The sequence below is a fragment of the Stenotrophomonas sp. S41 genome (assembly GCF_016624625.1).
Taxonomy (GTDB): domain Bacteria; phylum Pseudomonadota; class Gammaproteobacteria; order Xanthomonadales; family Xanthomonadaceae; genus Stenotrophomonas.
The window spans coordinates 1-25,292 of the sequence record NZ_JACVTV010000059.1 but is presented as its reverse complement, the minus strand read 5'-3'; the positions used below and the strand labels follow the sequence as shown (position 1 = coordinate 25,292).

25 protein-coding genes and 1 tRNA gene are annotated in these 25,292 nt (G+C 67.7%); 17 read left to right on the top strand and 9 right to left on the bottom strand.

All coding sequences use genetic code 11. The annotated features are described in order from the left end of the window. Positions 1-139: 139 nt before the first annotated feature. Positions 140-946, bottom strand: a complete 807-nt coding sequence (locus IAE56_RS13235; protein ID WP_200752836.1) for a glycosyltransferase family 2 protein — start codon at positions 944-946, stop codon at positions 140-142. On the opposite strand from IAE56_RS13235, the gene IAE56_RS13230 reads away from it, so the two are divergent. Continuing rightward, positions 945-2,003 (top strand): CDP-glycerol glycerophosphotransferase family protein, encoded by a 1,059-nt coding sequence (locus IAE56_RS13230; RefSeq protein ID WP_200752837.1) that lies wholly within the window; start codon positions 945-947, stop codon positions 2,001-2,003. The genes IAE56_RS13235 and IAE56_RS13230 overlap by 2 nt on opposite strands. A 115-nt stretch (positions 2,004-2,118) precedes the next feature. On the opposite strand, the gene IAE56_RS13225 is transcribed toward IAE56_RS13230, so the two are convergent. The 4 genes from IAE56_RS13225 to IAE56_RS13210 all read right to left on the bottom strand — a co-directional run bounded on the left by IAE56_RS13225 (position 2,119) and on the right by IAE56_RS13210 (position 6,373). Continuing rightward, positions 2,119-3,657 (bottom strand): PH domain-containing protein, encoded by a 1,539-nt coding sequence (locus IAE56_RS13225; RefSeq protein ID WP_200752835.1) that lies wholly within the window; start codon positions 3,655-3,657, stop codon positions 2,119-2,121. Next, positions 3,654-4,085 carry a PH domain-containing protein gene (locus tag IAE56_RS13220; RefSeq protein WP_108770758.1) on the bottom strand — a complete coding sequence of 144 codons (432 nt, stop codon included), beginning with the start codon at positions 4,083-4,085 and terminating at the stop codon, positions 3,654-3,656. Before IAE56_RS13220 ends, IAE56_RS13225 begins: the two co-directional genes overlap by 4 nt. A 158-nt stretch (positions 4,086-4,243) precedes the next feature. After that, positions 4,244-5,377, bottom strand: coding sequence for a GTP cyclohydrolase II RibA (ribA, locus tag IAE56_RS13215; protein WP_200752834.1), 1,134 nt, complete (start codon positions 5,375-5,377; stop codon positions 4,244-4,246). A 75-nt stretch (positions 5,378-5,452) separates the two neighbouring features. Beyond that, positions 5,453-6,373 (bottom strand): lauroyl acyltransferase, encoded by a 921-nt coding sequence (locus IAE56_RS13210; protein ID WP_200752833.1) that lies wholly within the window; start codon positions 6,371-6,373, stop codon positions 5,453-5,455. A 60-nt stretch (positions 6,374-6,433) separates the two neighbouring features. Here IAE56_RS13210 and dtd point away from each other — a divergent pair, with 60 nt between their 5' ends. The 5 genes from dtd to IAE56_RS13185 all read left to right on the top strand — a co-directional run bounded on the left by dtd (position 6,434) and on the right by IAE56_RS13185 (position 11,080). Then, entirely contained in the window at positions 6,434-6,874 is a 441-nt protein-coding gene (dtd, locus tag IAE56_RS13205; protein ID WP_200752832.1) for a D-aminoacyl-tRNA deacylase, read from the top strand. A 90-nt stretch (positions 6,875-6,964) separates the two neighbouring features. Then, positions 6,965-8,818 (top strand): RNA polymerase sigma factor RpoD, encoded by a 1,854-nt coding sequence (gene rpoD, locus IAE56_RS13200; RefSeq protein WP_108770117.1) that lies wholly within the window; start codon positions 6,965-6,967, stop codon positions 8,816-8,818. Positions 8,819-9,064: 246 nt separating this feature from the next. Next, positions 9,065-10,465: a type II toxin-antitoxin system HipA family toxin YjjJ gene (gene yjjJ, locus IAE56_RS13195; protein ID WP_200752831.1), complete on the top strand. Its 1,401-nt coding sequence runs from the start codon at positions 9,065-9,067 to the stop codon at positions 10,463-10,465. 183 nt (positions 10,466-10,648) lie between these two features. Then, positions 10,649-10,960, top strand: a complete 312-nt coding sequence (locus IAE56_RS13190) for a hypothetical protein (protein WP_200752830.1) — start codon at positions 10,649-10,651, stop codon at positions 10,958-10,960. A gap of 44 nt (positions 10,961-11,004) precedes the next feature. Beyond that, positions 11,005-11,080 (top strand) — tRNA-Ile (locus IAE56_RS13185). Positions 11,081-11,129: 49 nt separating this feature from the next. Here IAE56_RS13185 and IAE56_RS13180 read toward each other — a convergent pair. Next, entirely contained in the window at positions 11,130-11,609 is a 480-nt protein-coding gene (locus IAE56_RS13180) for a YcxB family protein (protein WP_200752829.1), read from the bottom strand. Between the two features lie 243 nt (positions 11,610-11,852). On the opposite strand from IAE56_RS13180, the gene IAE56_RS13175 reads away from it, so the two are divergent. Both IAE56_RS13175 and IAE56_RS13170 read left to right on the top strand, forming a co-directional pair. Beyond that, positions 11,853-12,272 carry an H-NS histone family protein gene (locus tag IAE56_RS13175; RefSeq protein ID WP_200752828.1) on the top strand — a complete coding sequence of 140 codons (420 nt, stop codon included), beginning with the start codon at positions 11,853-11,855 and terminating at the stop codon, positions 12,270-12,272. 101 nt (positions 12,273-12,373) lie between these two features. Continuing rightward, positions 12,374-13,360 carry a glycoside hydrolase family 43 protein gene (locus IAE56_RS13170; RefSeq protein WP_200752827.1) on the top strand — a complete coding sequence of 329 codons (987 nt, stop codon included), beginning with the start codon at positions 12,374-12,376 and terminating at the stop codon, positions 13,358-13,360. 21 nt (positions 13,361-13,381) lie between these two features. Here IAE56_RS13170 and IAE56_RS13165 read toward each other — a convergent pair whose 3' ends face one another. Beyond that, positions 13,382-14,023 carry a glutathione S-transferase family protein gene (locus tag IAE56_RS13165; protein WP_200752826.1) on the bottom strand — a complete coding sequence of 214 codons (642 nt, stop codon included), beginning with the start codon at positions 14,021-14,023 and terminating at the stop codon, positions 13,382-13,384. Positions 14,024-14,174: 151 nt separating this feature from the next. On the opposite strand from IAE56_RS13165, the gene IAE56_RS13160 reads away from it, so the two are divergent. Further along, positions 14,175-14,498, top strand: coding sequence for a hypothetical protein (locus tag IAE56_RS13160; protein ID WP_200752825.1), 324 nt, complete (start codon positions 14,175-14,177; stop codon positions 14,496-14,498). A gap of 194 nt (positions 14,499-14,692) precedes the next feature. Continuing rightward, the gene (locus IAE56_RS13155; protein WP_108770107.1) at positions 14,693-15,145 is read left to right on the top strand and encodes a PA2169 family four-helix-bundle protein; all 453 of its coding nucleotides are present in this window, start codon (positions 14,693-14,695) and stop codon (positions 15,143-15,145) included. Between the two features lie 90 nt (positions 15,146-15,235). Here IAE56_RS13155 and IAE56_RS13150 read toward each other — a convergent pair whose 3' ends face one another. Continuing rightward, a complete protein-coding gene (locus IAE56_RS13150; RefSeq protein WP_108770106.1) occupies positions 15,236-15,550 on the bottom strand; it encodes a KGG domain-containing protein in 315 nt (104 codons plus the stop codon). 233 nt (positions 15,551-15,783) lie between these two features. Here IAE56_RS13150 and IAE56_RS13145 point away from each other — a divergent pair, with 233 nt between their 5' ends. Together IAE56_RS13145 and IAE56_RS13140 are read left to right on the top strand one after the other, a co-directional pair. Next, positions 15,784-16,662 carry an NAD(P)-dependent oxidoreductase gene (locus IAE56_RS13145; protein ID WP_200752824.1) on the top strand — a complete coding sequence of 293 codons (879 nt, stop codon included), beginning with the start codon at positions 15,784-15,786 and terminating at the stop codon, positions 16,660-16,662. A 269-nt stretch (positions 16,663-16,931) separates the two neighbouring features. Next, positions 16,932-19,466, top strand: a complete 2,535-nt coding sequence (locus tag IAE56_RS13140) for a methyl-accepting chemotaxis protein (RefSeq protein WP_200752823.1) — start codon at positions 16,932-16,934, stop codon at positions 19,464-19,466. Between the two features lie 80 nt (positions 19,467-19,546). Here the strand turns inward: IAE56_RS13140 and IAE56_RS13135 are convergent, their stop codons facing one another. Continuing rightward, positions 19,547-19,933, bottom strand: a complete 387-nt coding sequence (locus tag IAE56_RS13135; protein ID WP_200752822.1) for a DUF2628 domain-containing protein — start codon at positions 19,931-19,933, stop codon at positions 19,547-19,549. 217 nt (positions 19,934-20,150) lie between these two features. Between IAE56_RS13135 and IAE56_RS13130 the strand changes: the two genes are divergently transcribed. From IAE56_RS13130 to IAE56_RS13110, 5 genes are all read left to right on the top strand, one after another. Next, on the top strand, positions 20,151-20,315 hold the full coding sequence (locus IAE56_RS13130) for a hypothetical protein (RefSeq protein ID WP_200752821.1): 165 nt from the start codon (positions 20,151-20,153) through the stop codon (positions 20,313-20,315). 433 nt (positions 20,316-20,748) lie between these two features. After that, positions 20,749-22,677, top strand: coding sequence for a glucans biosynthesis glucosyltransferase MdoH (mdoH, locus tag IAE56_RS13125; protein WP_108770102.1), 1,929 nt, complete (start codon positions 20,749-20,751; stop codon positions 22,675-22,677). 50 nt (positions 22,678-22,727) lie between these two features. Beyond that, positions 22,728-23,387: an alpha/beta hydrolase gene (locus IAE56_RS13120; RefSeq protein ID WP_200752820.1), complete on the top strand. Its 660-nt coding sequence runs from the start codon at positions 22,728-22,730 to the stop codon at positions 23,385-23,387. A gap of 3 nt (positions 23,388-23,390) precedes the next feature. Further along, positions 23,391-24,434, top strand: a complete 1,044-nt coding sequence (locus IAE56_RS13115; protein ID WP_200752819.1) for a sensor histidine kinase — start codon at positions 23,391-23,393, stop codon at positions 24,432-24,434. Positions 24,435-24,438: 4 nt separating this feature from the next. Next, a complete protein-coding gene (locus IAE56_RS13110; RefSeq protein WP_200752818.1) occupies positions 24,439-25,173 on the top strand; it encodes a LytTR family DNA-binding domain-containing protein in 735 nt (244 codons plus the stop codon). Positions 25,174-25,292: the final 119 nt, after the last annotated feature.

Sequence of the window (25,292 nt, the reverse complement as noted above, 5' to 3'; positions counted from 1 at the left end):
AGAGTCGAGCCATGCTCGACTGCTTCTGGCTTCGTGGATGGCCCCGTAGCGGGGGGGGGGGGCCCCCCCCCCCCCGGCCCCCGGGCCCGGCCCGGCCGCTACCGGTAGGTGCCGACCGTTGGTCGGCACACATGCCGGATCACTCGCTGCGCGGGTCGGCCACGGCCTGGCCGTTGCCCAGCATCCACAACATGATGGTCTTCTGCCGAACGTAGTTGGCGCGCACGTAGGCATATACCAGGCCGTGCCAGCCATCGCGGAAGCCGCCACGGAACACGAAGCCGCGCCAGAACCGCCAGGCCGGGGCCAGCACCAGCTTGCCCAGGGTAGCCCGCTTGCCGCGTGCGAACTCGTGCTCGGCCATCATCCGTGCGTACTTCTCGGTCTTGGCCAGCTGCTGCTGCAGGGAGCGGTAGGGGTAGTGGATGAGATCACCGCGCAGGGTGCCGACGCTGCCATCGACGCTGGCCGCTTCGTGGATCTCGCGCTTGCCGCGCCAGCCGCCCTGGCGGCGGTCGAACAGCCGCATCACCCGGTCCGGGTAGGCGTTGCCGTGGCGCAGGAACTTGCCGAAATACTCCGAGAGGCGGGCGAAACAGTAACCGGCGTGGCCGCTGAAGCCGCCATCGCGGGCCTGCTCGATGGCCGTGCGCAGCTCGGGGCTGATGCGTTCGTCGGCGTCCAGGCACAGCACCCAGTCGTGGCTGGCCTGTTCGACGCAGAACGCCTTCTGGCTGCGGAAACCATCGAACGGACGCTGCAGCACGCGGGCGCCAGCGGCCTCGGCGATGGCCACGGTGGCATCGGTGGACTGCGAGTCCACCACCACGATCTCATCGCAGAAGGCCAGCGAGGCCAGGCAGTCGCCGATGCGCCCGGCCTCGTTGAACGCGATAATGCACGCCGAGATGCGAGGCCGTTCGATGGGAGCGGTCGTGGAGGACATGATGGCCGGGTACCTGTTGTTTGCGACGGAGCGCTATGCGCTGCCTATTCTCGCCCCGTTGGCGCAGGCCTTGCACGCGTCCGGGCAGGAGGTGGCTGCCTGGTTCGAGGGCGGTGCGGCCGGCAGCAGCCTGCCGGGAGTGCCCAACATCGGCCTGAAGCAGGCCCTGGCGATGCGCCCGCGCGCGGTGTTCAGCGCCGCCAACTGGGTGCCGACCTTCCTCTCCGGGGCCAAGGTGCAGCTGTTCCATGGCTTCAACGTGGAGAAGCGCGACAGCGCCCGCGGCCACTTCCGGGTGCGCGGCATGTTCGACCTGTACTGCACGCAGGGGCCGGCCACCACCGCACCGTTCCGGCAGATCGCCGAGCAGCAGGGTCACTTCGCCGTGGCCGAGACTGGCTGGCCGAAGCTGGACCCGCTGTTCCGCGACGATGGCGGCGAGAGTGCCGCGCTGCGTGCACCAGCCGGCGGACGTCCGGTCATCCTGTTCGGCTCGACCTTCACCGAGCGCCTGAGCGCGGCCCCGCACCTGCTGGAGCCGATCGCCGCGGACATCGCCGCCGGTGAGCGCTACTGGCTGCTGACCCTGCACCCGAAGTGCCCGCCGGAACTGTTCGAGCGCTACCGCGCGCTGGCCGGTGCCAATGCGCGCTTCATCGAGCCGGAGCAGGTGATGGCCGCGCAGCGTGCGGCCGACGTGCTGGTGTCGGATACCTCGTCGATCGTTTCGGAGTTCATCGTCCAGCACAAGCCGGTGGTGACCTTCCGCAACCGCGTGCCGAAGCCGCACATGATCGACTTCGACGATGCCACGCAACTGCAGGCGATGCTGCAGCGCGCGCTGCACCCGGAGCCCGCGCTGCAGGCGGAGATCGTGCGCTATGCCGATGCCATCCACCCGTTCCGCGATGGCCGCTCCAGCGAGCGGGTGATCGCCGCGACCGAGGATTTCCTGTCCGGCGAAATGGGCGCGCTGCGCCGCAAGCCGTTCGGCAGCTGGGTGCGCGACCTGCAGATCCGCAAGGACCTGGGGTATTGGGGTCCGTCGCAGCGGTGATGGGTAGAGTCGAACCTTGGTCGACTGCTCTCCATCAATTGTCTGGAAACCTCGCGCTGCGCGCGATAGTCGACCAACGGTCGACTCTACCGGCGGGTGTCCATGTACCCCGCCATCACCAGCGCAGCTTGCGCCGCGCCAGCGCCACCGCCAGCTGCTCCATCACCTGTTGCGCCTGCGCCTGCGGCAGATAGTTCAGTGCCAGCGCCACGTCACCGTGCGCGCCGGCGGTATCCAGCTGCAGGCTGGCGGTGCCCAGCAGCTTGTCCAACGGTGAACGCTGCAGGCGCAAACCCTGCACCTTGTCCAGTTCCGCCCAGCGCCACCAGCGCTGCCACCAGCCACCGCGCACGGCCACGAACTGGCCATCCAGGTGCCAGCCCATGCGCGCCATCTGCCGGTGCGCCACCAGCAGGGCCACCGGCAGCCAGCCCAGCACCAGCAGGCCCCACGGGCCCCAGCGCCAGTAGGCGCCGGCTGCCAGCAGCGGCACCAGCACCAGGCTGCCCAGGCTCAGCCGCCACCAGCCGCGTTGCGGCAGCGCATGCCACTGCGCCGGCGGCCACTGCAACTGCGGCAGCAGGTGCTTGACCAGCCCTTCGCAGGTGGCGGCCGGGGCCAGCGGCGCCAGCTCGCGCAGGGCACGATCATCATCACGCGAGGGCCCGCCCGCCGCGCTGTCGATGCGCAGCTGGCGCAGCCCGAACCAGCGCTGCAGCGTGCCTTCGCGCAGCGTCCAGGCCTGGATGCGGCGGCGTGCCACGCTGCTGCGGGTGCGGCTGAGCAGGCCGGTGGAGACCGTCAGCCGGCGCTCGCGCTCGCTCAGGGTGAAGCCGTGGTAGCGCAGCACCGTCAGCACCACCGACAGCACGCGCAGGCCCAGCCAGCCCAGCAGCAGGGTCGCCACCACCAGCAGCAGGGTGCCGGTCAGGCCCGGGTGCAGGTGGCTGACGTAACCGAAGGCCTGGCGTCCGCCGCGCTGGATGGCATCGTCCATCACCGGCCGCGGCACCGTCTGGAGCAGCACGCCGACGGCGGCCACGACCAGCGCCCAGCCGCGGTTGGACAGCAGGCCCATGCGCACCACGTCCCACGCCGACAGGCGCAGCAGCACCTGCTCGTCGTCGTCGTTGGCGATGTCGTGCGGCGCATCGCCGGTGACCGTCTGCGATGCCTGCCCGCGCTGGCGCACCAGCCGTTCCAGCGCCAGCGCCTGGTCCAGCTTGAGCACGCGCATCTCCGCTTCCGGGCGCACGCCACCGGCCGATTCCAGACGCAGCTCGGCCACCCCGAACAGGCGGTGCAGCGGGTTCTGCCGCACTTCCACGTTGTGGATGCGGGCGAAGGGAATCTCGCGGCGGTTGCGCGACAGCAGGCCGCTGCGCACGGTGATCGCATCGCTGCCGATGCGGTAGCGGTAGCTCAGGTACTGCAGCACCGACACCAGCACCAGCGCGGCGATGGCTGACAGTGGGATCAGCTGCGCCCACATCGGGTCGCGGTCGCCGCGCTGGCCGAATACCAGCAGCGCCACCAGCGGCAGCAGGTAGTGGCGCAGCTGCATCAGCAGCACGAACAGCCACGACCACGGGTGCAGGCGATGCTCATGGTCGTCGCCGGGCAGCGATGGCGGCAGGGGCGGCGGCAGGCTCACAGGGCGTCCGCGTCCTGGTCGAGCTGGTGCGCGAGGGTGTCGCGCAGGCGTTCGGCGTCGTCCTCGTCCAGGCCGGTGACGGTCACCGCGCTCAGGCGCGTGCCAGCGGTGTGCACGATCAGCGTGGCCAGGCCCATGCGACGTTCCAACGGGCCACGGCGCAGGTCCAGGTGCTGCACACGGGAAATGGGAATGCGGGTTTCCACCTGCCACATCAGGTCGCGGCGCAGACCCAGGCCTTGTGCATCCAGCCGCCAGCGCGTGCGGGTCAGGCGCCGGTGGCCGAGCCAGGCGCCGACCAGCAGGCCGACCAGCAGGCCGACCGCTGCGCCCCACAGGCCGCCGGGCAGATCGAGGAACCACCAGGCCACGGCCAGTGGCGCGCCGGGGACGAACAGCCCGCCGAACGCGCCTTCCAGCGCGGCCATGCGCGCAGCACGGCGGGGCAGCGGTTGCCAGTGGTCCAGGTGGTCCAGGTGCGGCGATGCAGGCGAAGGCAGTTCGGTCACGCGGGCGTCCGTCGGGCAGCAGGGCAGGGCGGTGGCGGCCGCAGCCGCCCCGCGCAGACGGTAGCAGGTCGGCCGCGTTACTGGGCGGCCTGGATCAGTGCGTCGACATCGAGCATGTGGCCGGCGCGGTCGGCCTTGGTGCGCAGGTAGTGCTCGTTCTCGGCGGTGATCTCGCCGGTGACCGGAATGCAGTCCAGCACTTCGATGCCGGCGTTGCGCAGGCGCTGTGCCTTGGTCGGGTTGTTGCTGAGCAGGGCCACGCGCGAAACACCCAGGCCGCGCAGCATCGCCACGGCGCTGCCATAGCGGCGCTCGTCGGCACCGAAGCCAAGCTGTGCATCGGCGTCGATGGTGTCCAGGCCGTCGTGCTGGTAGCCATAGGCGCGCATCTTGGCGGCGATGCCGGTGCCGCGCCCTTCCTGGTCCAGGTACAGCAGCACGCCGCCGCCCAGCTCCTTCAGCTTGCGCAGGCCGCGCCGCAGCTGGTCGCCGCAGTCGCACTTGAGCGAACCGAACAGGTCACCGGTCAGGCAGGAGGAATGCACGCGCACCGGCACCACGGCCGACAGGTCCGGCTCACCGACGATGATCGCCACCTGGTCGCGCTGGGCCACGCCGCCGCGGAACACCGCGAAGGTGGTCATGCCGACATCGCGCAGCGGCACCGGCGAACGCGCCACCAGGTCGTAATCGTGGGCCGCATGGGCCGCGCCTTCTGCCAGGTCGCACAGGGCCACCTCGGCCGCACCGTCAAAGGTGTGGTCATCGGCGTCCAGGCGCACGGCCACCATCGCCGGCAGCAGCAGGCCCAGGCGGGCCAGTTCCACCGCGCCGGCATCGAAGGCGTCGCCTGCACTCCAGCCGTCCGGCATCGGGCCTGGCTCGCGCAGGTAGCCCAGCGAGGGCAGGGCATCGAAGGCCACGCCGGCCAGCGGCAGGCGCGCGCCGTCGGCCGCCTCCACGCCGAGCACGCGGGCGCGGGTGGCGGTCAGGAACAGGTAGTGGCGCTCGCGCGCGGCGCTGGCGAAGGCAGCGAAGCTGCTGGCCGTGGCGCTGTCCAGTGCGATCACCGCCAGGCGCTGGCCCTGGCCGTCGTGCAGCAGGACCGGGCGACCGGCACGCAGCTCGGCCACCGCGCGTTCGCAGCGGATCGCGGCGGGATCGCCGAACAGGGAAGAAGCAGGCATGGCAGGACCGGGGGAGGCGGACATCGCAGTCTCTATGGGGGCGCCAGCGTCGTATTCAACGTACTGCGGCAGCCGGTCGCAGGCCAGCCGCCGCCGTCCTCAGTGCGGATGTTCTTTGGTGGCGTACGGGTCATCTTCGCCGCTGCCCGGCGGGCGCAGCGTGTAGCGCTTGTAGGTCCACTGGTACTGGGTGGGGTCGCGGCGGGCGATGCGCTCGATGCCGGCGTTGAGCGCGGTGGCGGCCACCTGCGGGTCCGGGTCGGCCACGGCCGGGTCGGTCGGCTCGATGTGCAGGGCAAATTCCATGTCCGGCCCGATCCGCTCGCACCAGCCGTAGAGCACGATGGCGCCGGTGCGCTCGGCCAGGCGGTTGACCAGGGTCATGGTCAGCGCCTGCAGGCCGAAGAACGGCACGAACACGCCGTCGCCGGCCTTGGGCTGCTGGTCGGGCAGGATGCCGGTGGCCCCGCCGTCCTTGAGCACCTTGAACAGCTGGCGCACGGCCGGGCCTTCGGCGCGCACCTGCTGCACGTTCTGGCCGCCCCGCACCAGCTGCAGGAAGGCGTCGCCGGCCTCGTCCTCCGGCGGCTTGTAGACGATGGCGATCTGCCCGCGCGAGGCCAGCCACTGGTTCAACAACTCCCAGTTGCCGAAGTGCGGGGCGGCCACGATCACGCCCTTGCCGCTGGCCAGGGCCGCGTCGTACAGGGCCGCGCCGTGCTGCTCCTTCAGGTGCAGGCGCAGGTTGTCGGCCGGCTTCTGGCTCCACAGGCGCAGGGTTTCGATGGCCTGCAGCGCGGTCGAGCGCAGCAGCTCGCGGTGCAGGCGGTCGCGCGCGGCGCCGGTGATGTACGGGTAGGCCAGTTCCAGGTTGCGCCGGGTCACGCGGCTCTCGCGGGCGTTCAGGCGGATCCAGGCCCAGGCGAGGGCGTGCGCGAACCCCCGCAGCAGCGGCCAGGGCAGGCGGGCGAACAGGGTGGTGGCGCGATAGACCAGCCGGGCTTTGCGATGCGGATTCATTGGCCCCAGTTTAGCCAAGGGCGCTGCTATCGTGGCCGGCCCTGTTATCTGGAGCCCCCGATGCTCGTCCTGATCCAGCGTGTCACCCAGGCCGCCGTGCATGTGGAGGGCGAGGCGGTCGGGCAGATCGGCCCCGGTCTGCTGGCCCTGGTGGGCATGGAGCCGGGCGATACCGAGGCACATCTGAAGCGGATGGCCGAACGCTTGCTTGGCTACCGTGTATTCGCAGACGAGGCGGGGAAAATGAACCGTTCGCTGCGTGATACCGGGGGCGGGCTGCTGCTGGTCAGCCAGTTCACCCTGGCCGCCGATACCCGGTCGGGCATGCGCCCCAGCTTCACCAGCGCCGCCCCGCCGGACGAGGCTGAACGCGGGTTCAACCGATTTGTCGAGATCTGCCGTGAAAATCACGCCCCGGGGGTGGAAACGGGCCGGTTTGGTGCCCATATGGTCGTCAGCCTGGTCAACGACGGTCCCGTGACCTTCCTCCTCAGGCCCTAGGCCGCCGGGACCACCGCCCGGCAGGCCGGGCCCCGGGCTGGTATAATGCTACGTTCCCTATTTCTCCCTAGCCGGTGGCGCGAGCACTACATGGCCAACGAACGTCCTGCCCAATCCGAAATCAAGCAACTGATCAGCAAGGGCCTGGAACAGGGCTACCTGACCTACGCCGAAGTCAATGACCATCTGCCGGACGACATGGTCGACCCGGAACAGATCGAAGACATCATCGGCATGATCAACGGCATGGGCATTGATGTCCATGAAGTTGCGCCGGATGTGGAAACCCTGCTTCTCAACGACGGCAACACGGGCAACCGTGAGGTCGACGACACCGCGGCCGAAGAAGCCGCCGCAGCGCTGAGCGCGCTGGACACCGAAGGTGGCCGCACCACCGACCCGGTGCGCATGTACATGCGCGAAATGGGCACCGTCGAGCTGCTGACCCGCGAGGGCGAAATCGCCATCGCCAAGCGCATCGAGGAAGGCCTTTCGCAGGTGCAGGCCGCCTTGGGCCAGTTCCCGGTCTCGGTCGAATCGCTGCTGTCCGACTACGACGCCCACAAGGAAGGCAAGAAGCGCCTGGCCGAAGTGATCGTCGGCTTCAACGACCTCTCCGACGAAGTGCCGGCTCCGGCCGCTGCTGCGTCCGATGACAGCGACGACAGCGATGACGACGCCGACGAGGACGAGGACGATGATGTCGACGGCGGCGATGAAGAAGCCGCACCGACCGGTCCGGACCCGGAGGAAGTCGCCGCACGCATGCAGGCGCTGACCGACGCGTTCAATGCCTTCAAGAAGGCGGCCGCCAAGGGCGACAAGAAGAACCTGCCGAAGCTCCGCGAGGAGATGTCGGCGGTGTTCGTCACCCTGAAGCTGCCGCTGCCGCTGACCGACGTGCTGACCAAGCAGCTGCGCGACACCATGGCCGACATCAAGTCGCATGAGCGCCGCGTGCTGAACCTGGCCACCGTCACTGCCCGCATGCCGCGCAAGGACTTCATCCGTTCGTGGGAAGGCAACCAGACCAACCTGGAATGGGTGGAAGACGCACTGAAGCGCAAGCAGAAGTGGTCCTCGGCGCTGCGTGAGGTGAAGGACCAGATCGTGTCCGAGCAGCAGGCCACCATCGACATCGAAAAGCTGACCCTGCTGGACCTGGACGAGCTGAAGGAAATCAGCCGCGCCATGGCCTACGGCGAAGCCAAGGCCCGCAAGGCCAAGAAGGAAATGGTCGAGGCCAACCTGCGCCTGGTCATCTCCATCGCCAAGAAGTACACCAACCGCGGCCTGCAGTTCCTCGATCTGATCCAGGAAGGCAACATCGGCCTGATGAAGGCCGTGGACAAGTTCGAATACCGCCGCGGTTACAAGTTCTCGACCTACGCCACCTGGTGGATCCGCCAGGCGATCACCCGCTCGATTGCCGACCAGGCACGCACCATCCGTATCCCGGTGCACATGATCGAGACGATCAACAAGTTGAACCGCATTTCCCGCCAGATGCTCCAGCAGTACGGCCGCGAGGCCACGCCGGAGGAGCTGGCCAAGGAAATGGACATGCCGGAAGACAAGATCCGCAAGGTGATGAAGATCGCCAAGGAGCCGATCTCGATGGAAACCCCGATCGGCGACGACGAGGATTCCCATCTGGGCGACTTCATCGAGGACACCAACGTGGAGTCCCCGATCGAGAACACCACCAACATCAACTTGTCTGAAACCGTGCGCGACGTGCTGGCCGGCCTCACCCCGAGGGAAGCCAAGGTGCTGCGCATGCGCTTCGGCATCGACATGAACACCGACCACACGCTGGAAGAGGTCGGCAAGCAGTTCGACGTGACCCGCGAGCGCATCCGCCAGATCGAAGCGAAGGCCCTGCGCAAGCTGCGTCACCCGAGCCGCTCGGAACAGCTGCGCAGCTTCCTGGATATCGACTGATACCCGGCGACGGCTGATGTGTTGAGAGAAACCCCGCTTCGGCGGGGTTTTTCTTTGGTAGCGCCGGGCCATGCCCGGCGGATTGATTGAACCATTCGTAATTTTTACGTAACACTATTCTTGATCCAAGTTGCTACCGTCGTCTCAAAAACCTTTTCAAAACAGAAATTTTGATGTTGTCGCCAGCTTGCGGATAGCGTGATTTTGCGATAAATACGTAACACTATTCGTCTCCAAGGCCCCTCCATGGCCCGCCGCGCGCTCCTGCACCCTCAGGATCTGATCGCCCAGCTTCCCCCCGGCCAACCGCAACCGGCGGCCGCGCTGGCCGAGCGCCTGGGCGTGAACCGCATGACCCTCAGCCGCCTGGTTGCGGCCAGTGGCGACCAGGTCGTGCGGCTGGGGCAGACCCGCGCCACCGCCTATGCCCTGCGCCAGCCCTCACGCGTGGGCAGCGAATGGCCCCTCTACCGCCTGCGCGAAGACGCCACGCTGGAGGAACTGGGCCGGCTGATCGCGCTCAGCGGCGACACCTTCCACGTGGACGCCAGCCGTGCGCGGCCCAACCTGTTGCGCGCGCCGGACGGCGACATCGCCGCCTTCTTCCCGGGCCTGCCGTGGTACCTCGATGACCTGCGGCCGCAGGGCTTCCTCGGCCGCAGCTTCGCGCATGGCCGTGCGCGCGGGCTTGGACTGCCTTCGGATCTGGCCCGCTGGCAGCGCGACGACGTGCTGGTGGCGCTGGTGCACGGCGGCGGAACCGAGACCGGCGACCTGCTGCTGGGCGGTGAGGCCGTACACGCGGCTCTCGCCGCGCTGGATGCGCCACCTGACCGCGTGGCTGCACGTGACCGGCCTCAGCAGTACCCGCACCGTGCGCGTGCCGCGCTGGCCGGCGAAGACGTGGGCTCGTCACCCGGCGGCGAGCAGCCCAAGTTCACCGCCACGGTGGAAAGCGAAGACGGGCGTCGCGCGGTAATCGTGAAGTTTGCCCAGCCCGATGGTGGCGAGGCCGCGCAGCGCTGGGCTGATCTGCTGGTGTGCGAACACCTGGCGCTGGAAACCCTGCGCGCCGCTGGCGTGGACGCCGCCAGCAGTGAGCTGCTGCAGACGCCCACGCATACCTTCCTGGAAGTGACGCGCTTCGACCGCAGCGCCGATGTGCTGGGGCGCCGGGGCTTCGTTTCGCTGCTGTCGCTGTCGTCCGCGTTTACCGGCGAAGCGACGCTGGATTGGCCGCGCGCGGGTGCGCAGCTGCAGGCGCTGGGCTGGTTGTCTGCGGAGACCGTGCGGGCGATGGCGCGGCTGCACGCGTTTGGCCGGTTGATCGGCAACAGCGACATGCACCAGGGCAACATCGGTTTCCGCCTCGTTGATCGCGGCGCGCTGCCGCTGGCACCGGCGTACGACATGTTGCCGATGTCGTTGGCGCCGTCCCGGCTGGGGGTGCTGCGGCAGGATGCGCCGTTGGACGCGGTAGCGCCGCGGGAGAGCGGTGAGCTGGAACATCTGCGCTGGGCCTCGCCGCTGGCGAGCGAGTTCTGGGAGCGCGTTGCGGGGGATGCGCGGGTGGGGTCGGACGCATTGCGTGCGCTGGCGCGGGGAAATGCCGAGCGAGTCAGGGCCATGGGGGAGCGGTTCGGGTGATTTCGACCGGTGTCGCATCTGCCGTTTGAAATAGTTCTGGTGCGGCCGCAGTCTGGCTGGGCGGATGCTCAACACATCACGTAGGCGGGCCGGACATCACCGGCACCGATGCAGACGCGCAGCAAGCCACGCACATCGCGTACGGCCTGCTGCTCTGGTTCGTCATGTATCTGGAGTTACGCCATGAACGATGTGCAGAACGACACGGCCGATTCCCTGCGGGCGGATTTCCCGCCGCTGCTTGACTGGGAGGAGGTACTGCAGGACGAGCGCGAAGACCGGCTTGGTTTCGCCCGGCGCACGACGTATGCGCTGCTGACGCTCGCTGGTGAGGGGCTGGTTGAAGGCTTTGCTGGCAGCAACCGCGCGGGACTGGAAGGGGCGAGGCGGACTGCTGCCTTGTTCCAAGCGCACCTGCGGCAGATGCAGCACTTTGCGGAGATTGCCGAGGTGCGGCTGGAGCAGGTGGCCAAGGCACTGGCCGTTGATGCCTGAGTAGCCGGGCAGGGGCGCGCTCCACTACACTGTGGCGCTGCGCAGGGCCTATAGCTCAACGGTTAGAGCAGGGGACTCATAATCCCTTGGTTCCAGGTTCGAATCCTGGTGGGCCCACCAAAAAGAAGGATTGAGCACTACGCGCGCGCCCTGCGAGTACTACGTACGCTCAGCCCGCCGGCTGCAGGGCCAGTTGCCGGAATTCATCCAACTGCGTCTGGCCGTTGAACCATGCCTTCGGGAAAACCTCGAACATGACGTCCGAGTGGTAGAGAAGGAACAGCTCATCACTTTCCCGCAGCTTCGTGTAATCCGACCATCGCCGTTTGGCTTGCACATGCTCGGACGCAACGCTGAGCCATTCGTGGTCCCAGCTGTAGGTGTAGTGAGCGTGCAGACTCGCCTGCTGACGATGGATCTTGGCCACCTGACGGGGCAGCGCCAGCCTGGACTGGGCGAGCGCACCAATCGCGCCGCCAATACCGCCGCAGACAAGGACAAGGCCGGAGAATTGATGGCCTACGGCGAGAGCGACAACGCCGACCACCGCACATCCCAGCAGGACCCCTACCAGCACCTTTACCGCCTTCCGCCGGTGCAGGCGAAGTGCGTGGAGATGCTGCTCTTGAGTAAGCGTTCCGGAGATCATCCTTCTTTCCCTGTGGTATCGCTTTGATTCGAGACGTTCCTGAATCCAGCTAATCCCTGACGCACCATCACTCAGGGGGGATCGGATACATGACATTCTGTCATTCCGTGGGATGGCCGAGAATGAAACTATTCAAATTGTTCCCGTCTCACGCCGGCAGGCTGCAGACGGTGGACGTCGGCAAGTTGCTGCACCTGTAAAGCAAGCTTGACACCCAGCCCGCCGCAGTAGACCTTTCCCCGCATGACTATCGATATTGAATCGCTCAGCCTTCGGGAGCTGGGCGCACTGGTGGCTGCGGCCGAACAGCGCAAAGCGCTCATCACCACCCGCCGCCCGGCCGCCGCCGTGCGCCGCCTGCTGAAGGCCGCCGCCGCCGAAGCCGGTTACACCATCGAAGAACTCTTCGGCGATGAAGCCGCAGAAACCGCCGCGCCCGCGCGCAAGCCCGCCCGCCGTAAAACCGGCAAGGTCGCCGCCAAATACCGCGATCCGGAATACAAGCGCCTGACCTGGACCGGCCGTGGCCGCATGCCGCGTTGGCTGGCACACAAGGTGTCCATGGGCCACAAGGTCACCGATTTCCTGATCCCGGGCCTGGCCAAGCCGACCGCCGGCAAGACCAGCAACATCGGCAAGCGCACCGTCATCAAGAAAGCCTGAGGCCTGCGTCCCACTCCCGCGCACGGGGTGGGACTGCCTTCGCATTCTGCATCTGAATCGATCTAATATGCTCCCATCTATCCAGCACGGGAGCGCACGGCATGGCGTTGGGCAAGTGGATGATGGCCGCCTGCATGGCAGCGGCACTGGCAACGGGCGCGCAGGCGGCGCCGCCGGCCACCTCGGGTAATCCGGTCCTGAAGGGCTGGTACGCCGACCCGGAAGCTGCGGTATTCGCCAACCGCTACTGGATATTCCCGACCACATCCGCGGATTACGATGCGCAGATCACCTTCGATGCGTTCTCGTCGCCGGATCTGGTGCATTGGACCAGGCATGCCGACGTCCTGAACGCCAAGGATGTACCTTGGGCCAAGCGCGCGATGTGGGCGCCCTCCGTCGTGGAAAACAAGGGCAAGTACTACTTCTTCTTCGCCGCCAACGACATCAAGACCGATAGCGAACTGGGGGGTATCGGCGTGGCCGTGGCCGACCGCCCGGAAGGGCCGTACAAGGATCTGCTGGGCAAGCCGCTGGTCGGCGCTTTCCATAATGGCGCGCAGCCCATCGACCAGTTCGTGTTCAAGGACGACGATGGCGTCTGGTACATGATCTACGGCGGCTGGAAACACGCGAACATGGTGCGGCTGAAGGATGATTTCACCGGCGTGCTGCCGCTGGCCGATGGTTCGCTGTTCAAGGAAATCACGCCGGCGCCGGAGTACGTGGAAGGCCCGCTGATGTTCAAGCGCGGTGGGCGCTATTACTTGATGTGGTCCGAAGGCGGCTGGGGTGGCCCGGATTACAAGGTGGCCTATGCCATTGCCGATGCACCCACCGGCCCGTTCAAGCGCGTCGGCACGGTGCTGCAGCAGGATGAGGCCATCGCGACCAGCGCCGGGCATAACTCGGTGATCCAGGTGCCAGGCACCGATCGCTGGTACATCGTCTACCACCGTCGCCCGCACGGTGACACCGCCCGCGACCACCGCGAAACCGCCATCGAGCGCATGGAGTTCGATGCGCAGGGCCACATCCTGCCGGTGAAGATCACCCATGAGGGCGTGGCGGCCGATCCGCTGCGCTGAGGCGGGCGGATCGGCAGGGAGTCAGGCGTTCTGGAACACCGCCAGCTGCGCGGCAAACGCGCGCTGGTAGGTCGGCCGCGCCGTCGCGCGCGCCACGTAGTCAGCCAGCAACGGGAATTCATCGACGATGCCGCTGCTCTTCAAGCGCAGCAGCACCGACACCATCAGCAGGTCGCCGGCACTGAACGCGCCGTCCAGCCACGGGCCGTCGCCCAGCCGCGTCGACAGTTCCTGCAGCCGCCGCCGCACGCGCTCGTCCAGCATCACCAGCCGCTGCGCGTACCAGGGCTGTTCGCGCTCCAGCACCCAGGCCATCGACCGCTCGACAATCGGCGGCTCCACCGTGTTCAGCGCCGCGAACATCCACACGATCGCGCGCATGCGGCCGTCCGCATCCGCAGGCAGCAGGCCCGCATGCTGTTCGGCCAGGTGCAGGATGATCGCGCCGGATTCAAACAGCTGCAGATCGCCGTCCTGCCAGGTGGGAATCTGCCCGAACGGGTGGCGCGCACGATGCGCGGGTTCCTTCATCTCGGCGAAGGTCAGCAGCTGCACGTCGTAGGCGATGCCCAGTTCCTCCAGCGCCCAGCGCACGCGCATGTCGCGGGCCAGGCCCTGGCCGCGGTCGGGGGAGGTTGCGAAGGCGGTGAGGATCGGATGCATGGCGGTGCTCCTGCAGGCGACATGCCTGCCTTTCCTGCTCCGACGAATGACGGGGGAGGGAATCGACATCTTCCTGCGATTGTCTGACCCTTGACCGAAACCGGTGCTGCTGGCGGATACTTCAGAAACGCTCCACTGAGGTCATGGAACCATGAAACATCGTCGGCCCGCCCTCGTGCCGCTTCCTCCTCCCCGCGAGGATAGCGCGTCGTATCTTGCGTTCGCGTGGTTTCGGGAGGAGGAGTACGCCAGCTTCAAGGCGCTCCTGCCTGAACGAGACTGGCACGATACGTTTGCCGAGTGGGAGAGGGATATCGAGCGCCATCTGTGGCTCACCAGAGCGGGCGGGATCGGAGCGGTCCGGGTGACGGTACCGCTGGTCGATTTTGTTGAATGGTGCCTGGCAAACGATCTGCCGGTCGAGTCGTCTTCGCTGTCGAAATTCGCGTCAGCGCATGGCGCACCGCCTGACTGATGAGCACGTGCGGAAACGTTCTCTCGGCGTGAATCACATGCAAGACAGTGTGAACAGTCAGTTGCCGTTCGAGGCCGTGATTTCCGCATCAAACGGTACTCACCCGCGAAGCACGCGCGCTTCTCCACTCTGGTCCTGCAGGCAACGGACACACCGCTGCCCTCATCCCGCAGACCCGATCAAGGAGAAACACCATGAGCACCCAGTCCACCATCGAACATCGCCTCAACGACCTGATCGAGATCGCCCGCGACGGCAAGTCGTTCTACGAAGAAGCCGCCACCAAGGTGAAGGACACCGAGCTGTCCGCGCTGTTCGTGCGCATTGCCGGCGTCAAGGCGCGCATCGTTTCTTCGCTGAGCAGCGCCGTCGTCGCCACCGGCGGCAAGCCGGCCGAGCACGGCACCATGGTCGGCTCGATGCAGCAGTTCTACGGCAAGGTGCGCGCCGCGTTCGGTGACACCAACTATGGCTACGTGGCCGAGCTGGAAGAGTCCGAAGACCGCCTGCTGGCCGCGTTCAAGGACGTGCTAAACGACAACGAGCTGCCGCCGGCCGTGCGCCAGGAAGTGACCGCGTGGCTGCCGGAAGTGCAGGACTGCCACCGCGTGATGCGCGACCGCAAGCATGCGATGAAGGCAGCCTGATCCTCGGCTTCGGCTGAGCGATTACTGCAAAGCAGGGCCCCGTCATCGACGGGGCCCTTTGCATTTCGTCTCACGGAGCACTGCTGGGTATCAGCCCTGCTGTGGATACGGCGACGCCGGTGCAGCCGGTGCCTTCGGTTCTTCCTGCATCTGTTGCTGCTGGCGCTGCGCATTGGCATGCCGCGCATGCCCGCCCTCGCGGCCGATCGCCGCCATGTGCTGGCGGTTACGGCTGATCGCTTCGCCGCCCTTGCGGCCGGCGACGCGTGCTTCGGCGGAATTGAATTCATGCGCGTTGCCCGATGCGTGGGCCGCGCGGCCGCCCTTGGCGGCGATGGCGCGCTGCTTGTCTTCATCCATCGAGGCGAAGCCGCGATTCTGTGTGCCGTGGGGTGCGTTGGCCATGCTGTGTCTCCTGTGCGGTAGGGACGCCGCCAGCTTCGACGACCGGTCCCATGCTGCACAGCCCACGGTAATGGCAGGTGCATGTTCGCGGCGCCGCTTTCACGCTGGCCATGCACGCGCTTGACGCTTCGCTACCGCGTCACGCAGGTGAACAGGCTGTTGCCGTGCCCGCGCGCGCGCCTAGAATCGAGGGATCCCGGTAGCTCCCGGGCGCTGTCGAGCGAATGGATTCAATGAAGATCCTGTTGACCGGAAGTTCCGGGCGGATCGGGCGCGCGATCTTCGGTGCGCTGGCCGCCGAGCACGACGTGGTGGGGTTGGATCGCATGCCCTTCAACACCACCCGCATCATTGCCGATGTCACCGACCGCCAGGCGCTGGAGCGCGCCGTGCGGGGTGTGGACGCGGTGATCCACACCGCAGCCCTGCACGCGCCGCACGTCGGCCTGGTCCCTGATCCGGTGTTCGAGCAGATCAACGTCGATGCCACCGGCCAGCTGCTGCAGCTGGCCCGGCAGGCCGGCGCGCGCCGCTTCGTGCTGACCAGCACCACGGCGCTGTACGGCCATGCGGTAGTGGCCGGTGGCTGCCGCTGGATAGACGAAACGACCGAACCGCTGCCACGCACCATCTACCACCGCACCAAGCTGCAGGCCGAAGCACTGGCCGAGCAGGCGGCGGGGCAGGGCTTCGAGGTGCGCGTGCTGCGCATGGCGCGCTGCTTCCCCGAGCCACCCGAACGCATGGCCATGTTCCGTCTGCACCGTGGCATCGATGCGCGCGACGTGGCCAGTGCCCACGCGGCGCTGCTGGTGGATGAGGGTGAGCCGTTCCAGCGCTACATCGCCTGCGCGGCCAGTCCGTTCCAGCGCAGTGACTGCCTGGAGCTGGCCGCCAACCCGCGCCAGGTGCTGGCCCGCCGGGTACCGCAGCTGCTCGCCGAGTTCGACCGCCGGGGCTGGCCGCTGCCGCACAGCATCGACCGTGTCTACGACAGCAGCCGGCTGCGCCAGGCGCTGGGCTGGCAACCGCGCTTCGGCCCGGAGGGCGTGCTGCAGCAGTACGCCGCAGGCAGCATCGAAGTACTGCCGCGCATGCAGCCGCTTTTGTAGAGTCGAGCTTGCTCGACTGCACTGTGGATCAGTCGAGCAAGCTCGACTCTACGCGCCGGAACATCGAGCAAGCTCGACTCTACGGCTGAGCGCGTTCAGGTTCGAGCAGGCGGTTTTTCTCAATCCGTCCCCCCTGCGGCCGCTAACCCGGTGCGTGCCTTGCCACCGTGGGTTTCGATCCGCAGCTGGCAGGCGGCGGCGCGAGGGATCGCGCATCTGCGCGGTGCCGTTCCGGTGCCGGTTGTCCTGAACTGCTTGCGGACCTGTCCATGCCTTCTTCCCGCTCTGCCGCTGCCCGTCGCCCGGGCAGCATCGCCCACAAGCTGATGCTGGGCACTGCTTCGATCGCGCTGCTCTGCTTCGGCATCACCGCTTTCCTCATCTACCGCCAGGCCAGTGCCAGCCTGGTCAATGCCTCGCGCCAGACCATGGCCAGTGAAGCCGTCGCCGAAGCGCGCAAGGTGTCTGCCGATCTGGGCACGGCCTTCGCCAGCAACGATGCGATGGTGGAAACCGTGCTGGCCCAGCGTGCCCGCGGCGATGCCCCGGACCGCGCCGCACTGGCCGCGGTCGTTGGCCAGCAGCTGCAGGCGCACCCGGAATGGGTGGGCAAGAGCACCATGTGGGAAGCGAACGCTTTCGACGGCAAGGATGCAGACTTCGTGAATACCGAAGCGCACGATGCCACCGGTCGCTTCATGAGCTACTGGGCCTGGGAGGGCGGCAAGCCCCAGCAGTCGCCGATGACCGCCTACACCGACCTGCCGGATGGCTCCGGTGACTGGTACATGGGCCCGAGCCGCGACAAGCTGCCCAAGGTCAGCGAGCCGTATGCCTATGCCATCGGCGGCCAGCAGGTGCTGATGAGCACGCTGAGCACGCCTATCGTGGAGAACGGCACCTTCCTCGGCGTGTTCACCGTCGATTTCTCGCTGGCGGCTCTGCAGAAGCACCTGGCCACGCTGACCCCGATGGGGGCCGGCCGGGTCGAACTGCTCTCGCCCAAGGGCGTGGTGCTGGCGGCGGCCAATGCCGCCGAGATCGGCAAGCCGCGTACCGATGCGGAAACCCAGCAGATGCTGGCGCAGATTGCCGAGGGCAAGACCTTCGAGGCGTTCGAGCCGGATGCCGAAGGCAACGTGCGCCTGTACGTGCCGATGCAGGTCGGCGATGCTCCGCAGCACTTCGCGCTGGGCGTGGTGGTGCCGCACGCGGTGATCGTCGCCGAAGCCCGCCAGCTGCTGTGGCTGACCCTGCTGGTCGGCGTGATTGCCGCGCTCACCCTCAGCGCCGGGGTCTACGTGCTGCTGCGTGGCTTGGCCATCCGTCCGCTGGCGCAGGCCGTGCGCATCGCCAGCGACGTGGCGGCCGGCAAGCTGGATACCGCACTGCCGTCGCGCGGCAACGATGAAGTGGGTCGCCTGCTGGAGGCGATGCAGGGCATGCGCGGCACGCTGCAGGCGGTGATGGCGGCGCAGGCCGAAATGGCGCAGCGCCATGACGAAGGCCAGATCAGCTACCGCATGGATGCCAGCGCGTTCCCGGGCGAGTACGGCCGCATGGTGGCCGACAGCAACCAGCTGGTGGCGTCGAGCAACGCGGTCACCCAGCGCCTGGTGGAGGTGATGCAGCGCTACGCGGTGGGCGACCTCAGCGTGGACATGGAAGCCCTGCCGGGCGAGAAGGCGGTGTTCACCGCGGCCATGGCCACCACCAAGGCCAACCTGGGGGCGATCAACGAGGAGATCCAGCAGCTGGCCGCTGCGGCCGCAGCGGGTGACTTCGCGGTGCGCGGCGATGCGGAGCGCTTCGAGCACGACTTCCGGCGCATGGTCGAAACGCTCAACACCATGATGCAGGTGAGCGACCACAACCTGGCCGCGCTTTCCACGCTGCTGCGCGCGATTGCCGCCGGTGACCTCAGCACGCGCATGCACGGTGATTTCCACGGCGTGTTCGCGGTGATGCGCGACGATGCCAACAGCACGGTGCAGCAGCTGACCCAGATCGTCGGCCAGATCCAGCAGTCGGCGGCAAGCATCCGCCTGGCGGCCGGCGAGATCGCCTCGGGCAACAGCGACCTGTCGCGCCGCACTGAACAGCAGGCGGCCAACCTGGAAGAGACGGCGGCATCGATGGAGGAACTGACCTCCACCGTGCGCCAGAACGCCGAGCATGCGCAGCAGGCCAACAGCCTGGCGGCGTCGGCCGCAGGCGTGGCCAGCGAGGGCGGGCAGGTGGTCGGCCAGGTGGTGCAGACCATGGAGCAGATCGAGAACTCCTCGCAGCGCATCGCCGAGATCATCTCGGTGATCGATGGCATCGCGTTCCAGACCAACATCCTGGCGCTGAACGCTGCGGTGGAAGCCGCGCGTGCCGGCGAGCAGGGCCGTGGTTTCGCCGTGGTGGCCAGCGAAGTGCGTGCGCTGGCGCAGCGCTCGGCGGGGGCGGCCAAGGAGATCAAGGGCCTGATTGACGCCTCGGTGGCCCAGGTCGGCGCCGGTGCGCAGCTGGTGCACGGTGCCGGCCGCACGATGCAGGAGATCGTCGGCCAGGTCGGCCGGGTGAACGACATCATGGCCGAGATCTCGGCCGCCTCGCGCGAACAGTCGGCGGGCATCGAGCAGGTCAACCAGACCGTGGTGCAGATGGACGAAACCACCCAGCAGAACGCGGCGCTGGTGGAAGAAGCCACGGCGGCCGCACGGGCGATGGAAGACCAGGCCGAGCAGCTGGCGGTGGCGGTGTCGCGCTTCCGCCTGCAGGCCGACGCCCCGGCGGCAGCGAAGCTGCGCGCCGCCTGATGTCGCAGACGACGACGCCCGGCCGGAGCCGGGCGTCGTCAGTGCGGCCTGCCGGGCGGGGGCCCGGCGTTGGCAGCGGCTTAGAACATGCCTTCGAAGGGGTTCCAGCTGGTGCTGCCCTTCACTTTATTCTGGAAGTAGCCGTAGTTGGCGCTGGAGGCGATCAGGAAATTGGTGGCAATCCACAGTGCGCGGACCACGATTTCCGGCAGCACGAAGGCCAGCGCGATCAGCACGATGTAGATGCCCACCACGACCAGCGCCTTGCGCCACATGCCCAGGATCAGCAGATAGATCCAGTTGAAGAAGAACGCGAAGAAATTGATGTTGATCTTCAGCCGGTCGCCGAAGGAAAGCGCCTTCCAGGCCTGCTTGAAGCCCGGTTCCTTGGGCGCGCCGTGCTGCTGGAAGAAATTGAAGCGGAACTGCCACTTCGGGCTGTACTGCGTGAGGTCGACTGCGTTCATGAAGGGGGACGTCCCTGTAGGAAAACGTTTTCATGATAAATGGGTCGCATTCAGCCACCTAGTCCGAACCGTCAAAAATGTGACGGAGGACCAATTCAGCACTTGCGTAACGGGAATGCACCGTCACCCGCCCGCCTTGTTTTTAGGATAGGGTGCGCAGTTCCGCTGCCGCTCGGGCCTGGCCCTGGCGCGTTGGCGGGATGTCCTTGGAGGTTGCATGACCACACCTGTTACACCGGAAAACGCACCCGGACCGGTGCTTCTGCCGACACCCGAAGTGGTGCAGGCGCAACAACTGCTCGCCCGCCAGCAACTGGCGGTGGCGATCGACCGCGCGCGCGCGGCGGCGAACCGCGATCCCGCGGCACTTGAGACGACCTGAGCGCTGGCAGCTGCCAACCTTGGTTGGCACGCTTCTGCGCCGGATGTAGAGCGCCAACCCAGGTTGGCGGCTACCGGGGTTGCCGGCGATCCTACCCGTTGGGAATCATTATCATTTTGCTCGATCCAGTTTCCGCCACGCCTACGTGTGCGCGGCATGCTCGAGCCTGCCATCGCCCGCTATTTGCTGAATGGGGGAAATCCCCGGCGTAAACCTTCGCGCTCACCTTACATTTGCCCTCTTATGCTGGGCCGCATTTTCGATTCCGCCCCGTTGGAGATCGTGTGGGTTCCGGTAGTGACAGACATCTACTGCGCGGCGTGACGCCGTCGCAGGCAGGACAAGTGCGGGCGCCGGGAATGCGCGCGGGGAACCCTGGTGCATGCCGCTTGGCCAGGATGGCCAGCCATGCTGCCTGGGCGGAGTAGACGCGATGGAAGCTCAAACCACCTCTCACGCCGGCCCGGGCAACCCCGAGCTGGATGCCGGCTGGGCGCTGCTGCCGCCCGAAGCGCCCCTGCAGATGCCCGAGCAGACCCTGCGCGAAGGCAAGCTCAAGGTCCCTCGCCACCGCACCTCGCCGCGCATGATCAAGCTGCGCCGCCTGTACCTCTTCGGTGGTACCGCGGCGATGACCGCCGTGGCCACGCGGATGATGTGGCGGGTGCTGTCCACCAACGGCATCAGCGTGCTCGAGGCCTGCCTGCTGGTGCTGTTCGTCGGCCTGTTCGCCTGGATCGCGCTGTCCTTCGCCAGTGCCGTGGCCGGTTTCCTCACCGCCGTGTTCGACCGCGGTTACCGCCTGGGCATCGACCCGGACAAGCCGTTGCCGATCGTGCACAGCCGCACCGCGCTGCTGATGCCCACCTACAACGAAGACCCGCGACGGCTGCTGGCCGGCCTGCGCGCGATCTACGAATCGGTGGCCGCCACCGGGCAGCTGGAACGCTTCGATTTCTTCGTGCTCAGCGACACCCGCCGCGAGGACATCGCCCGCGCCGAAGAGCTGGTCTTCAACGAGCTGCGCGAACTGGTGCCCGATGGCCGGGTGCGCCTGTTCTACCGCCGCCGCAGCGACAACGGTGCGCGCAAGGCCGGCAACATCGCCGACTGGGTGCGCCGTTTCGGCGGCGCCTACCCGCAGATGCTGATCCTGGACGCCGACAGCCTGATGACCGGCGACAGCATCGTGCGCCTGGTGGCGGGCATGGAACACAACGCCGACGTCGGCCTGATCCAGACCCTGCCGTCGGTGATCGGTGGGCGCACCCTGTTTGCCCGCATGCAGCAGTTCGGTGGCCGTGTGTACGGGCCGGTCATCGCCCGCGGCGTGGCCTGGTGGCATGGCGCCGAGAGCAACTACTGGGGCCACAACGCGATCATCCGCACCCGTGCCTTCGCCGACCAGGCCGGCCTGCCGGCACTGCCCGGCCGCAAGCCGTTCGGCGGCCACGTGCTCAGCCACGATTTCGTCGAAGCCGCGCTGATGCGCCGGGGCGGCTGGGCCGCGCACATGGTGCCTTACCTGGGCGGCAGCTACGAGGAAGGCCCGCCGACCCTGACCGACATGCTGGTGCGCGACCGCCGCTGGTGCCAGGGCAACCTGCAGCACGGCAAGGTGGTCGGCAGCCGCGGCCTGCACTGGATCAGCCGCGTGCACATGCTGATCGGCATTGGCCATTACTTCACCGCGCCGATGTGGGGCATGTTGATGCTGATCGGCATCGCCATCCCGCTGTTCCAGGAAGGCATCGATTTCAACGCACTGCTGCACCTGTCACCCAGCGTCTACTGGCGTGCGCAGGACGAGGAGCAGGTGGTGCGCCTGTTCGGCGCGACCATGGCCGTGCTGCTGCTGCCCAAGGTGCTGGGCTACCTGGCCATGCTGCTGGACCCGGTGGACCGCCGTGGCTGCGGTGGCGCCTTCCGCGCGTTCGTGTCGATGCTGGTGGAAACCGTGCTGGCGGCGCTGATGGCGCCGGTGGTGATGTACGTGCAGTCGCGCGGCGTGGCCGAAGTGCTGTCCGGCCGCGATTCGGGCTGGGACGCGCAGCAGCGCGACGACGGTGGCATTTCCTGGATGGCGCTGATCCGCGGCTACGGTGGGCTGGGCGTGTTCGGTGCCTTCATGGGCATGCTGGCCTGGGCGGTATCGCCCTCGTTGGCGGTGTGGATGGCACCGGTGGTGATCGGCATGGTGCTGGCCATTCCCGTGGTGGCGCTGACCTCCTCGCGCGGGCCCGGTGGCTTCCTGCACCGCTGGGGCCTGCTGGACATCCCCGAGGAAAACACGCCGCCGCCCGTCCTGGTGCGTGCGGCCGAGCTGCGCCGCGAAGCCGCCGAGCAGCCGCCGCTGTACTGATCGGCCCATGGCGGCGGCATAATGCGGCTCGAACTTGAAGGAGCCGCATCATGCTGCAAACGGTGGAACAGGAAACCGGCGCCTCGCCGCAGTGGTCGGTGATCTGGCTGCATGGCCTGGGGGCCGATGGCCATGATTTCGCGCCGATCGTGCCCGAGCTGGTGCGCCCGCACTGGCCGGCGCTGCGCTTCGTGTTCCCGCATGCACCGGTGCGGCCGATCACGATCAACAACGGCGTGCCGATGCGCGGCTGGTACGACATCGTCGGCATGGATTTCCGCTCCCGTGCCGACATGGCCGGCGTGCGTGAATCGGTGGCGCAGCTGGACGCGCTGATCGAACGCGAGATCGAACGCGGCGTCGCCGCCGACCACATCTTCCTGGCGGGCTTCTCGCAGGGTGGCGCGGTCATCCTCAGTGCCGCGCTGGAACGCACCGCGCCGCTGGCCGGCCTGATCGCACTGTCCACCTATCTGCCCGATGCCGAAGCGGCCCGCCGCGTCGACGGCGCCGTCGACGTACCGGTGTTCATGGCCCACGGCAGTGGCGATCCGGTGATTCCGCTGGCGGTGGCCGAACACAGCGCGCAGGTGCTGCGCACGCTGGGCCTGTCGCTGCAGTGGCAGCGTTACCCGATGGCGCACCAGGTCTGTGCCGAAGAGATCCAGGCACTGGGCGACTGGCTGCAGGAACGGTTGGGCGTGGCCTGAGCCATGGCAGCCAGCGCCAGCCCGCCGTGGATGCCGGAACTGTGCCGCGTGCCGCGCGTGCTGGCGATGCTGGGCCTGGCCGAACTGGTGGTGGTGGTGCTGGCCCTGGCGCCCGATGGCAGCCGCCACTGGACGCTGGCCGAGCTGGCCTCGGCCAGTGGTTTCGCGTTGTGGCTTTCGCTGGCGGTCAGCGCCTGCCTGTGCCTGCTGCGGCGGGCACTGTCGACCCTGCCCGAGGTGCTGGGCGCGCTGATGGCCATCGGGTTGTCGGCGCTCATCGCCGTGGCCTGCGCCGGCGTCGTGCATGCCCTGTACGCGGTGCTGGGTGACAACTTCACGCGCGGCATCAGCTTCTGGCGCTTCACCCTGGGCAGTGCCGCGACCACGGCGCTGATCACCGCGCTGGCGCTGCGCTACTTCTATGTGAGTGACCGCTGGGCCGCGCAGGTGCAGGCCAACGCGCGTGCCCAGGCCGACGCACTGCAGGCGCGCATCCGCCCGCATTTCCTGTTCAACAGCATGAACCTGATCGCCAGCCTGCTGCACCGCGACCCGGCCGTGGCCGAACGCGCGGTGCTGGACCTGTCCGATCTGTTCCGCGCCGCGCTGGGTGCCGGCGAGGGCGATTCCACCCTGCAGGCCGAGTGCGAGCTGGCCGAGCGCTACCTGTCGATTGAATCGCTGCGCCTGGGCGAACGCCTGCAGGTGCACTGGCAGCGCGAGGAACCCTTGCCCTGGGGCCTGCCGCTGCCGCGCCTGGTGCTGCAGCCGCTGGTGGAAAACGCGGTGCTGCATGGTATTTCGCGCCTGCCCGAGGGCGGCACCATCGAGCTTCTGCTGGCCTGCAGGAACAATGAGCTGCAGATCACAGTTCGCAATCCGGCGCCGGATCCGCAGGCCCCGGGGCTGGCCCTGGCACGGGGTGCGGGCCACGCACAGCACAGCATCGGGCATCGGCTGGCGTGGCGCTTCGGTCGTGCCGCGCGGATGACGGCCGGCTGGAGCGAAGGCTACTATGCCTGCCAGGTGACAGTGCCGATCCAGTGAGGGAATGAGCGTGAGGGTAGTCATCGCCGATGACGAACCGCTGGCCCGCGAGCGCCTGCGCGGCCTGTTGGCGGCGCAGGAGGGCATCGACGTGGTGGCCGAGGCCGGCAACGGCGAGCAGGCCCTGCACGCGTGCGCGGAACTGCAGCCGGACCTGGTGCTGCTGGATATCGCCATGCCCGGGCTGGATGGCCTGGAAGCCGCGCGCCACCTGGCCAGTTTCGAACCGCGGCCGGCGGTGGTGTTCTGCACCGCCTACGATGCGCACGCGCTGTCGGCGTTCGAGGCGGCGGCGATTGATTACCTGATGAAGCCGGTACGTGCCGAGCGTCTGGCCGCGGCCATCGCGCGCGCGCGTACGTTCCTGGCCGGTCGGGATGGCCAGCCCGAGCACAGCGGCGGCCAGGCCCGCAGCATGCTGTGCGCGCGCCTGCGTGGCAGCCTGCGTTTGATTCCGCTGGACGACATCCACTACCTGCAGGCCGAAGAGAAGTACGTGGTGGTGCACCACGCGCGCGGCGAAGACTTGATCGAGGAATCGCTGAAGTCGCTGGAGGAGGAGTTCGCCAGCCGCTTCGTGCGCATCCACCGCAACTGCCTGGTGGCCCGCCATGAACTGGTGGAACTGCGGCGCGGCGTCGGCGGGCAGGTGCAGGCGGTGCTGCGGCATGGCAAGCAGCCGCTGGAAGTGAGCCGGCGGTGCGTGGCGACGCTGAAGCAGGAACTGCGGCATCTGTGAGATTCCGCGCGGCCTGCGGCCGCGACTGCTTGCGAGCAACGTCTGAAGCAACAGCGACAGCAACGGCGGTTGGTCGGCTCGTTGTTTATGCGTGCTGGGTCGGGCGGGGGGGGGGGGGG